Origin of the sequence: Sphingomonas sp. (genome assembly GCF_048594985.1) — a bacterium.
Lineage (GTDB): Bacteria > Pseudomonadota > Alphaproteobacteria > Sphingomonadales > Sphingomonadaceae > Sphingomonas_I.
Genome location: NZ_JBMDXG010000262.1, coordinates 1 through 1,785, shown reverse-complemented (window position 1 = coordinate 1,785; position 1,785 = coordinate 1). Strand labels below are relative to the sequence as shown.

Here is a 1,785-nt window from a genome sequence, read left to right as displayed (position 1 = left end):
CCGATTATCCCGCGCTCGCACGCGAGGCCGCCTGACCGGATGCCTCCCCCGCCAGGGGGAGGCGTTCAGGCCGCGAGCGCGTCCGCGCGCGTGTCGGCTAGCGTCGTGCCGTCGAGGATGCGCGCAGTCTCGTCGCGAACGCGGGCCATCGCGATGCGGATCGCGCAGGTCGCCTCGTCCTTGCAATCGTTGCAGGGGCGATAGGCGGTGCGGCTGACACAGGGGACAAGCGCCAGCGGCCCTTCGATCGTGCGAATGATTTCGCCGAGCGAGATCAGGTGCCCCGGCCGCGCCAGCCGATAGCCCCCCGCCTTGCCCCGCGTCGAATAGAGGAAGCCCGATTCGCGCAGGTCGGCGAGGATCAGTTCAAGGAACTTGCGCGGGACGTTCGCCTCCGCCGCGATCCGCCCCATCGGCACCGGGGCGCCGTCGCGCGGTTGCCCGGACAGGAAGATCATCGCGCGGAGCGCGTACCGCGAACGCTGCGTCAACATGATGCACCGTTCCATGCCACCGCTTTGCGGCGCGGGGAAGGCCGAAATGCCGCAAATCCGATCGGCGTTGCCTGAGTCTACTCGGGGCTTCCCTTTGCGGCGCGGCCGCCTATATCGGTCGGTGCCGGCTCGTTCGGCTATGGCGATAAAATGTAGCGTGTCATAGACGCAGCGGACCCGGGGGCAGTACCCGGCGGCTCCACCAGAAATGGTGGTGGATCTGGACACCGTTTCTGACGGGGCCGAACCAGGATCGACGTGTGTTGAAAAGCGCTGCTTTCGCCCGGAATGGGACCACCGCAACGGCCCATCTCACAAGTGCCAACGATAACGAGGCGCTCGCGATTGCGGCCTAACCCAAGACCTCACGGTCTAGGTTAGATTGACAAAAGCGCGGTTGGGACCGCACCGGGCAACAGAAGCGGAAACCGGCGGCCGCCGGGGGGGCCGAGCAACAGAATCCCCCCGGACCTAATCCAGCCAGCCACCCGTGAACCCGGCGCGCGCCAGCCCACGGCGGATGTACGGATTGCGCCGCATCGTTTGCCAGACAAGGCCCGTGCGGTGATTCTCGATCATCGCGACGATCGGTCCCTGGTCGATCCCCAGATAGTCGGTATCGACCCAGCCCGCACCGGGGCGAAGCTCGCCATGCTTGAACGGTTCGGGCGGGCGGCTGCGGATGGTCGGGTTGAATGCGTCGAGGAAACCGTACCGACCAAAGATGTCCGCACCATAGCGGCGATAGAGGTTGCCGACCGCCGGCTCGACGATCTCCGGCGCGAACGGATAGCTGCCCAGCAGCGCCGTGGGGGCAAGCGTTCCGTCGTCGCGCTCGCCCGGCCCGCGCGCCGAATAGCTGAAATACTGCCGGCCACCCATGCGGAAATCGCCCGGCCCGTCGCACGCGGTCAGGCCCCAGACATCCGCGCCGTAATCGGCCCAGCCGCCCGCATTCTCGATCGCGTACTGGCGCTGGGCATAGGTCGCGCGGCGGCTGTTTTCGAAATAGTCGATGCCCTTCTCGCGCATCAGCGGGTCATGGATGCCTTTGAAGTCGATCCAGACATGGCTGTACTGGTGCCCGAACATCGGCGCGAAGTGCAGATAATCCTGCCCCCCATGCGTGCCCCAACTGGCCCGGAACCGATCGCTGACCGCCCAGCGATCCTCGCTCCGACCGATGAGGAGAGAGCGTCGGCCTCTCCCGAAAAGACTGTCGCCCCTGTCGAATCGCCCGCCCCCGTATCGGCTGACGCGCCGGACGAAGAATCGGTGTTCGGCGCTGAGA

General features: G+C 66.5%; 2 protein-coding genes and 1 other RNA gene. 1 reads left to right on the top strand and 2 read right to left on the bottom strand.

The genetic code is table 11. The annotated features are described in order from the left end of the window. Positions 1-65 precede the first annotated feature (65 nt). A complete protein-coding gene (locus tag ACOJSF_RS10560) occupies positions 66-494 on the bottom strand; it encodes an RrF2 family transcriptional regulator (RefSeq protein WP_420142164.1) in 429 nt (142 codons plus the stop codon). An 84-nt stretch (positions 495-578) separates the two neighbouring features. On the opposite strand from ACOJSF_RS10560, the gene ssrA reads away from it, so the two are divergent. Beyond that, positions 579-924, top strand: a transfer-messenger RNA (tmRNA) gene (gene ssrA / locus ACOJSF_RS10555). 41 nt (positions 925-965) lie between these two features. Here ssrA and ACOJSF_RS10550 read toward each other — a convergent pair. After that, on the bottom strand, positions 966-1,785 hold an 820-nt coding region (locus ACOJSF_RS10550), incomplete at its 5' end, for a glucoamylase family protein (RefSeq protein WP_420142163.1).

Bases quoted from the DNA above. Each gene is read 5' to 3' on its own strand.
- ACOJSF_RS10560 (WP_420142164.1), bottom strand. From the start codon at position 494: ATGTTGACGCAGCGTTCGCGGTACGCGCTCCGCGCGATGATCTTCCTG.